The organism is Sphingobium trunci (assembly GCF_022664535.1).
Lineage (GTDB): Bacteria > Pseudomonadota > Alphaproteobacteria > Sphingomonadales > Sphingomonadaceae > Sphingobium.
Genome location: NZ_JAKUJY010000027.1, coordinates 44,583 through 52,598, shown reverse-complemented (window position 1 = coordinate 52,598; position 8,016 = coordinate 44,583). Strand labels below are relative to the sequence as shown.

The 8,016-nt window shown below is 64.8% G+C and carries 7 protein-coding genes; 6 read left to right on the top strand and 1 reads right to left on the bottom strand.

Annotation, left to right across the window (positions count from 1 at the left end; translation table 11 throughout):
• Nucleotides 1-104: 104 nt before the first annotated feature.
• The 6 genes from MJ601_RS18545 to MJ601_RS18520 all read left to right on the top strand — a co-directional run bounded on the left by MJ601_RS18545 (nt 105) and on the right by MJ601_RS18520 (nt 7,082).
• Entirely contained in the window at nt 105-428 is a 324-nt protein-coding gene (locus MJ601_RS18545) for a helix-turn-helix domain-containing protein (protein WP_242129175.1), read from the top strand.
• A 2-nt stretch (nt 429-430) separates the two neighbouring features.
• Nucleotides 431-2,071 (top strand): SulP family inorganic anion transporter, encoded by a 1,641-nt coding sequence (locus MJ601_RS18540; RefSeq protein ID WP_242129173.1) that lies wholly within the window; start codon nt 431-433, stop codon nt 2,069-2,071.
• Nucleotides 2,072-2,113: 42 nt separating this feature from the next.
• The gene (locus MJ601_RS18535; RefSeq protein ID WP_242129171.1) at nt 2,114-2,422 is read left to right on the top strand and encodes an alkylphosphonate utilization protein; all 309 of its coding nucleotides are present in this window, start codon (nt 2,114-2,116) and stop codon (nt 2,420-2,422) included.
• A gap of 247 nt (nt 2,423-2,669) precedes the next feature.
• Nucleotides 2,670-5,246: a TonB-dependent receptor plug domain-containing protein gene (locus tag MJ601_RS18530; RefSeq protein ID WP_242129169.1), complete on the top strand. Its 2,577-nt coding sequence runs from the start codon at nt 2,670-2,672 to the stop codon at nt 5,244-5,246.
• 220 nt (nt 5,247-5,466) lie between these two features.
• Complete coding sequence (locus MJ601_RS18525) at nt 5,467-6,852, top strand: YeiH family protein (RefSeq protein WP_242129167.1); 1,386 nt, start codon at nt 5,467-5,469, stop codon at nt 6,850-6,852.
• The gene (locus tag MJ601_RS18520; protein ID WP_242129165.1) at nt 6,849-7,082 is read left to right on the top strand and encodes a hypothetical protein; all 234 of its coding nucleotides are present in this window, start codon (nt 6,849-6,851) and stop codon (nt 7,080-7,082) included. The genes MJ601_RS18525 and MJ601_RS18520 overlap by 4 nt, the downstream gene beginning before the upstream one ends.
• 89 nt (nt 7,083-7,171) lie before the next feature.
• Here the strand turns inward: MJ601_RS18520 and MJ601_RS18515 are convergent, their stop codons facing one another.
• Nucleotides 7,172-7,972, bottom strand: coding sequence for an SDR family NAD(P)-dependent oxidoreductase (locus tag MJ601_RS18515; protein ID WP_242129163.1), 801 nt, complete (start codon nt 7,970-7,972; stop codon nt 7,172-7,174).
• Between the last annotated feature and the right edge of the window lie 44 nt (nt 7,973-8,016).

The following is an 8,016-nucleotide window of genomic DNA, read 5'->3' as shown; positions in this document are numbered from 1 at the left end:
TGCCCGCTTGATCGGGGTCTTCGCCCTAAGAGTCGCCATTGGCATTGACATAGCCACTTTGGTTTGTGCATCATTTCTGATATTTGAAACATCAGGAATCATGGATGCTTATTGCCAGTCAAATCCGCGCAGCCAGGGCTTTGCTTGGCATTGACCAGCGCCAACTGGCAGAGATGGCGGGGGTCTCGCTGCCGACGATCCAGCGGATGGAGGCTTCCAACGGCGAGGTGCGCGGTACCGTCGACAAGCTGATGAAGTTGATCAGGGCGCTGGAAGGCGCGGGGATCGAGATCCTCGGCGAACATGCGCCGTCCACGGGGACCGGGCGGGGGGTGCGGCTGCGCGAGACGCAGGCTGGCCAATCCTTCGTGGGCAACGCTTCGCTTCCCTATGACCGGCGGCCGACATCCCGGCGGGAACAGCCCTGACCGTGGCGCTGCCGCTTGCCTTCACCCCCAAGCTGCTTACCACCTGGCGCGACGGCTATGATGTTCAACGCCTGCGCGCCGATGCATTGGCAGGGTTGACCGTCGCCATTGTCGCGCTGCCGCTGTCGATGGCGCTCGCCATTGCCTCGGGTGCTTCGCCCGACAAGGGGCTGGTGACGGCAATCATCGCCGGCTTCCTGATCTCTGCGCTGGGTGGGAGCCGCGTGCAGGTCGGCGGTCCAACCGGGGCCTTCGTGGTGGTGATCGCCGGTGTGATCGCCGCGCACGGCTATGCCGGGCTGGTGGCCGCGACGCTGTTGGCGGGCATCATTCTGGTTGCGGCGGGCTATGCCGGGCTTGGCCGGCTGATGCGCTTCGTGCCGCTGCCGGTGGTGACGGGCTTCACCGCCGGGATCGCCGTCATCATCGCGTCCAGCGAGGTCGGTGATTTTCTGGGGCTGCGCGCCAGCCATTTTCCGGCCGAGTTCATCGGAAAATGGGCAGCCTATCTCGGTGCGCTGGACACGATCAACTGGGCCAGTCTCGGCGTCGGCCTGGGTACATTGGGGTTGATCATCGCGCTGCGGCGCATCAACCCGCGCCTGCCGGGCTATCTGATCGCCATCGTCGCTGCCGGGATGGTCGTGGCGTTGACTCATCTGCCGGTCGAGACTGTAGGCGATCGTTTTCCGAACATGCCGACCAGCATGCCGGAACCGCATCTGCCGATGCTTTCCTTCGCAACGTTCCGGGCGGTGCTGCCCTCGGCATTCACGATCGCTTTCCTCGCCGGTATCGAGGCACTGCTCTCCGCCGTGGTGGCAGACGGCATGACGGGTTACAAACATCGGCCCGGGCAGGAACTGGTGGGGCAGGGCATCGCCAATCTTGCTTCGGCCGTCTTCGGGGGCCTTCCCGCCACTGGCGCGATCGCGCGTACGGCCACCAACATCCGTGCCGGCGCAAGGACGCCGGTCGCCGGCATGTTGCACGCCGCTTTTCTGCTGGCGATCCTGTTGGTGGCGGGGAAGCTGGTGGCCTATGTGCCGATGCCGGCATTGGCGGCGATCCTGCTGATCGTCGCCTGGGGCATGAGCGAGGCCGAGCGCTTTGCCGAACTGCCGCGTATGGACAAGGGCGAGCGGGCGCTGCTGCTCCTCACCTTCACGCTGACCGTGCTGGTTGACCTGACGGTGGCGATCGGCGTCGGCGTCACGCTCGCCTCGCTGCTGTTCATGGCGCGGATGGGCGACGCGACCGGCATCCTCGACGAAGACGAGAGTTTGGAGGACCCAGCCCAGCGTACCGCACTGCCGGCGGGGGTAGAGGTTTTCCGGATCGCCGGTCCGATGTTCTTTGGTGTTGCTGACGAAATGCTCGACGCCCTGACGCGCATCGGCAACAAGCCCCATGCCATCATTCTTCGTCTCGACCGGGTGCCCTACATCGACTCCTCCGGCATCAACGTGCTGGAAACTTTCGTCGATCATGCGCGCCACGCAGGCACCCGCGTCATCCTTTCGGACATGCCGCGTCCGGTATGGCAGGCCCTGGCTCGCGCCCGACCGCGCTTTGCAGGTGCGGAACGGGTGACGAACCTGGCGGCGGCGATCCGCAGGTCGTCGAGCACGATGCCCGCTTGAATAAACACGGCCCGCTTGGTGCGGGCAGGATGGAGAACGACCATGTCGCAAGATACCGAAGACTATGTTTACGACGAGGTGAGCGGCGAGTGGCTGCCCGCGTCGGAACTTGCCGCCAAACACGCCAGGGAGAACGCGATCGAGGTACGTGATGCGGTTGGCAATCTGCTCGCCGATGGCGACTCCGTGACGCTGATCAAGGACCTTGATGTGAAGGGGGCGGGCCAGACGCTCAAGCGCGGCACGGTGATCCCCGCCATACGCCTGACTGGCGACACTCAGGAAATCGACTGCAAATATCCTGGCATCAAGGGCCTTGTGCTGCGCGCGGAGTTCGTGCGCAAGCGTTGATGGCAGTCGTTTATGATATCGGCGCAACGGCTCTGCTCAATGACTTGCCCGAAGCACAAGGCCTGAGCCCAGGTCACCGATATCGTCGCGCTTCTATGTTGTTCTGCAATGGCGAACCTATTGAGAATACTCGTTTGTCAGCTTTCTCTATCATTTTAGTAGAAAGAGCGTCGGCCGTATCGCGTCCATCCCGTAAAGAGATGCTGACGGATCGGTCGCAGGACCAAAGCTGACAGGGGGAATAGACATGACATCGTTGAAATTGTGGGTCAGGGCCGGAACGGCCCTGGCGGCGGCGGTGCTCGCTCAGGCCGCGGACGCGCAGGAGCCGTCGCAATCGGCCGCTGCCGCTATCGGAGACGAACAGGGGCGCGACACCATCATCATCACCGGCACCCGTCGCACGGATCGAACGGTCGCGGAATCGGCGGTGCCGGTCGATGTCTTTTCCGCCGCCGATCTCGCCAGCCAGTCCACCAGTGATATCAAGCAGGCGATCAAGAATCTCGTGCCCTCCTTCAATCTCCAGCGCAACGCGCTGTTCGACGGGTCTGCCTTCGTTCGCCCGCCGACGCTGCGCGGACTGCCGCCGGACGAGACGCTGGTGCTGATCAACGGCAAGCGCGTTCACCGTTCGGCGCTGGTGCAGGTCAGCGGCGGATCGCTCGCCGCCGGGTCGCAGAGCGCTGATCTTTCGCAGATTCCGGCCGCCGCAATCGAGCGCGTCGAAGTGCTGCGCGACGGTGCCGCCGCGCAATATGGGTCGGACGCGATCGCCGGGGTGCTCAACTTCGGGCTCAAACGCAATGCGGAGGGTCTGCGTCTCACCACGCGCTACGGCGAATATTATAAGGGGGACGGGCGCGACATCCAGCTATCCGGCAATCTGGGGCTGAAGCTGGGCGAACAGGGCGGCTTTATCAACCTGACAGCCGAATATGTGAACGCCAACGACACCAACCGCGCCGTGCAGCGTCCCGACGCCGTGGTGCTGAAATCGCTGGGCTATGACGTGAAGCAGCCGGTAACGAAATTCGGCAGCCCGGACACGGAAGCCTATCGTTTCTTCGTCAATTCCGAACTGCCGCTGGGCGACAAGGACACGCTCTATTTCTTCGGCAATTACGGCCATTCCAATCAGGTGATCGACTTCAACTATCGCCGTCCGGTGGCGGTGCCCGTCACCGGCCCGGCCGGACCCACGACGCTCGGCAAGTCCATCGCCATCGTCTATCTGGATCGCAATGCCGACGGCACATGGAATGCGAATGGCCGGACATGGGACAATGCGAGCCTGTTTCCCAATGGCTTCACGCCGCGCTTCCGCAGCACCAATACCGACCTGTCGGCGGTCGGCGGCTATCGCGGGGAAACCGGGTTCGGGTTGAAATATGACGCGAGCCTGAGCTACGGTCAGAACCGGATCAAATATTATATCTCCGACACGATCAACCCGTCGCTCGGGCCGGATACGCCCACCAGCTTTTATGCCGGCTCGCTGGAGCAGCGCGAACTCAACGCCAATCTGGACCTCACCTATCCGGTGGAGATCGGCCTCGCCAGCCCGCTCAATATCGCGGGCGGCCTCGAATGGCGACGCGAAAGCTTCCTGATCGGTGCGGGGGATAAGGCCTCCTATGAACAGGGCGTCTATGCGATCCAGACGGTCCGCAGGACCGACGGCACGACCTTTCTGGTCACCCATCCGGTCGGTTCGAACGGCTTCCCCGGATATGGCCCGACCTCGATCGTCGACCGGTCGCGGGCGAGCTATGCGGCCTATCTCGATCTGGAAGTCGATGTGACGTCGCGGTTCACGCTGGGCGGCGCGGTGCGCTACGAGCATTATGCGGACTTCGGCGGCACGACCAATGTCAAGGCCACTGCGCGCTATGCGCTGAGCGATGCCATCGCCCTGCGCGGCGCGGCCAGCACCGGCTTCCGCGCGCCGACGCCGGGGCAGCTCTATCTGCGCAACCTGCAGACGACGTTCGTCGGGTCCAATCCGGTGCAGGTCGCGACGCTGTCGCCTGAAGATCCCGCCGCAAAATATTATGGCGCGACCGCATTGACGCCGGAGGAATCGGTGAACTTCAGCGGCGGCGTGGTGCTGACGCCCAGCCCGGCCTTCACCGTCACCTGGGATTATTACAACATCAAGGTGACGAACCGGATCGGCCTTACCAGCCGGTTCAACGTTACGGATGCGGACCGGACGCAACTGACCGCCTTGGGCGTGGTCGATGCGGCATCGCTGGGCGCGGTGCAATATTTCACCAACGGCTTCGGCACGCGGACGCAGGGCGCGGACGTCGTGGCGAGCTACCGCGCCAATCCGGGCTGGGCCAGATTGTCGTCGCAACTCGCGGTCAACTACAACCGCACGAAGCTGCTCTATCGCCGCACGGTCGGCAGCGGGCCACTGATCGACGACGTGCGCAAGCGGGACATCGAGACGCTGCTTCCCCGCTGGCGCGCCGTCTTCACCCAGACGGCCGAGATCGGCGCTTTCGATCTGACCGCGCGCGCCAACTATTTCGGGAAGTTCACCAGCAACCAGACCGGAACCAGTACCACCGGCAATGGCGGCGACAAGCGCTTCGGCGCCGAACTCTCCTTCGATCTGGAGGTCGGCGTGAAGGTGGCGGACAAGTTCCGCATCGCGGCAGGGGCCGAAAACATCTTTGACAACTATCCCGACCGCGAGACCCGTCTGATCTATCCCACGTCCGGCGGCCCGGCCAGCGGCTTCATCTATCCCGACGCATCGCCGCTCGGGGTGCTAGGCGGTTTCTGGTATGTGCGCCTGTCGGCCGATCTCTGACATCACCTCACCCTGGCACGCTGCCCTTTTGCGGGCCAGGGAGTCACTCATGATGCCACGCCCACCGGCCGGACCTTGGAACCACCACCAATCGCCGCAGCGCCGTCGTCCTTTCCTGAAAAGGGGGGGCATTTCTCATAGATGCCCGGCGGATTTGCGCTTGTCTTTGGGCGCGGTCTAGCGGACTTCTGAGCGTCGGACATAGGACAGGGGGCTTGTGATGACGACCGATCCCGCGCGGAGCGCCGCGCCGCCTTCAGGCGGCAGCGAATTTTGGCGCAAGGAGGATTGGTGGGCGATCTGGATCGGCCTGTCGATCGTCATAGTCGGCACGCTCCTGTTCTGGAACGGCGGCTCCCTACGCTGGTTGGCGGTGGTGCCGCCCAAATGGAAGAGCCTGTCCGAAGTCGCCGGCGATTTCGGCATGAACGGGTGGCGATATATCGCTCTGTTCCTGTTCTGGCTTACCGCCTTTTCCGTTGCGATTTCGGTCATGGGATTGCGCCTTCGCCAATTCGTTCCGGCCTTCACGCTACTCTATGTCGCTGCCTGCGCGATCTTCGTTCTTGGCCAGTGGGAAAGCGCGGCACGCTACAATCTGGAGCCGCCGCTGATCGCGCTGCTGCTGGGGCTGGTCATCGCCAATCTGGGCGGGGTGCCGGCGGTGCTGGCAACGGGATTCCGAGGCGAATTTTTCGTCAAGACCGGCATCGTTCTGCTCGGCGCCACGGTTCCCTTTTCGCTGATCGCGCTCGCGGGCCCCGTTGCCATATTGCAGGCGTCTATCGTGTCGATCGTCACCTTTTCCGTCATCTACTGGGCGGCAGTGCGCTTCGGGCTTGACCGGCGCTTCGCGGCGACCTTGGGCGTGGGCGGTGCGGTCTGCGGCGTGTCGGCTGCCATCGCCATTGCCGGCGCTGTGGGCGCGAAGAAGGAACATGTCGCCGTCACCATCACGACCGTGATCCTATGGGCGATCGCGATGATCTTCGCCCTGCCGCTCGCGGCGCGGCTGCTGGGCCTGCCGACCGGTATTGCTGGTGCCTGGATCGGGACGTCCGAATTCGCCGATGCGGCGGGTATCGCGGCGGCGCAGGCCTATGGCGGCCTCGCCGGCAAGGTTGACGGCATCGCCGGCACGGCCGATCAGGCGCTACAGGCCTTCACGCTCATCAAGGTCATCGGGCGCGACGTGTGGATCGGTATATGGGCGGTCGCGCTGGCGATCGTCGCGACGACGCGCTGGGAGGCGCAGCCCGGCGGCAGCGCGGCGGACGTCCGCGAAATCTGGCGGCGTTTTCCCAAATTCGTGCTGGGCTTCTTCATCGCGTCGGCCCTCGTGACCGTGACGACCGCTCACTATAGCCTCGCCGATTATAACAAGGTCGCGACGCCAGGCCTGATCGCGCCGATCAAGGATTTGCGCAGTTGGGCGTTCATCTTCTGCTTCCTCAGCATCGGCCTGAGCACTCGCTTCCGCGCCTTGGCCGCGGCCGGCCGCATGCCCTTCGCGGTCTTCACCCTGGGCGTCGCGGTCAATGTCGTGCTTGGCTACCTGCTGTCGGTTCATGTGTTCGGCGTCCACTGGGCGACGCTGGGGCAATGAGGCTGTTCGGAGCGCTGCGCCCTCTCGTGCCTGCCTCCGGTGGAGGCTGCGCCGGCTGCGCCCATTTTTGTAACAGCGCCGAAGGGCTGGAGGCGGCCGTTTCGGGCCTGTCGACACTGTCCTCCGCCTATGCCTCGGTGCGCGGCGGCGATGGCCTGTGCGGGCTCCATGCGACCATCACGAACGGGCAGGGCGGCTGTACCGGTTTCACCCTGCCGTCGGCCGGGTAATCCGCGGCGGCGCGAATATGCTGAGAGGCAGCGGCGATCCATAGAGGCCATGGACTGGCCCTGGACGACGCCGAGGCAACGAGCCGCGGTCAATAGTGGATGGAACCCCGTGTGCCCCCGCCGGCGGCGATCGCGTCGCCGTTGATCGCCACGCTGCGCGGGGACGCCAGGAAGGCGACGACATCGGCCACCTCCTCCGCCTCGATAATCCGGCCGACGAGCGAATGGCCGAACAGGGCGCGTTCGGCCTCCACTTCCGACAATCCATCGGCAGCCGCCTTGCGGGCGACGATATCGGCCGTCCTTTCAGTGCGCGTCGCGCCCGGATGGACCACCGTCACATTGACGCCTTGGGGTCCCAGTTCATCGGCAAGGTTCTTTGTCAGCGCCGCTACCGCCACGTTGCGGGCGGAGCCGGGGATCGTGAAGCTGCTGCGCGCGGCAAGCCCGCTGATGTTGATGATCCGGCCCCAGCCATTGGCGACCAGATGCGGCGCGGCGGCGCGGGCCACGCGCAGATAGCCGACCAGCTTGGTGTCCAGCTCCTCGAGCAGATAAGTCGACTCCACCCCCGCGACGCCCGGAATGGCCGGCGCGGCGCCGGGTCGCGCGGCATTGTTCACCACGATGTCGAGCCCGCCGAGCAGATCGGCCGCGCCGGCGACCAGCGCATCGACCTGCGCATCGCTGCGGGTATCAGCGGACAGGGCGTGGACCTCGCCGCCCGTCTCGCGCGCCACTTCCTCGGCGGTTGCCTGTCCGGCCACCCGGTCGCGCGAGGCGAGGACGACGCGTACCCCCTCACGCGCCAGCGCCCGCACGATCGCCTTGCCGATGCCCCGGCTGCCGCCGGTGACGATCGCTCGCCTGCCCTTCAGATCCAAGTCCATATCCCGTTCCTCTCATGGTACCGGTCAGAAGTTGATGCCCAAAC

Bases quoted from the DNA above. Each gene is read 5' to 3' on its own strand.
- MJ601_RS18545 (WP_242129175.1), top strand. From the start codon at position 105: ATGCTTATTGCCAGTCAAATCCGCGCAGCCAGGGCTTTGCTTGGCATT.
- MJ601_RS18535 (WP_242129171.1), top strand. From the start codon at position 2,114: ATGTCGCAAGATACCGAAGACTATGTTTACGACGAGGTGAGCGGCGAG.
- MJ601_RS18530 (WP_242129169.1), top strand. From the start codon at position 2,670: ATGACATCGTTGAAATTGTGGGTCAGGGCCGGAACGGCCCTGGCGGCG.
- MJ601_RS18525 (WP_242129167.1), top strand. From the start codon at position 5,467: ATGACGACCGATCCCGCGCGGAGCGCCGCGCCGCCTTCAGGCGGCAGC.
- MJ601_RS18520 (WP_242129165.1), top strand. From the start codon at position 6,849: ATGAGGCTGTTCGGAGCGCTGCGCCCTCTCGTGCCTGCCTCCGGTGGA.
- MJ601_RS18515 (WP_242129163.1), bottom strand. From the start codon at position 7,972: ATGGACTTGGATCTGAAGGGCAGGCGAGCGATCGTCACCGGCGGCAGC.